Consider the following 247-nt stretch of genomic DNA (forward strand, 5'->3'; position numbering starts at 1 on the left):
TCTCCGCTACCCCCACCTCATCCCCGAATTTTTCAACATTCGTGGGTTCGGGCCTCCAGTGCGTGTTACCGCACCTTCACCCTGGACAGGGGTAGATCACACGGTTTCGGGTCTACGTCCACGTACTCAATTCGCCCTATTCAGACTCGCTTTCGCTGCGGCTCCGGCTTCTCACCTTAACCTTGCACGGGAACGTAACTCGCCGGTTCATTCTACAAAAGGCACGCCATCACCCATAAACAGGGCT

At 55.9% G+C, this 247-nt stretch carries 1 rRNA gene; it reads right to left on the minus strand.

Annotated features, from left to right (window positions below):
* Positions 1-247: ribosomal RNA gene (locus KI379_RS33910) — 23S ribosomal RNA — on the minus strand; the annotation flags it as partial.

It is taken from the genome of Paenibacillus cineris (genome assembly GCF_018333335.1).
GTDB classification, from domain to species: Bacteria; Bacillota; Bacilli; order Paenibacillales; family Paenibacillaceae; genus Paenibacillus_AQ; species Paenibacillus_AQ favisporus.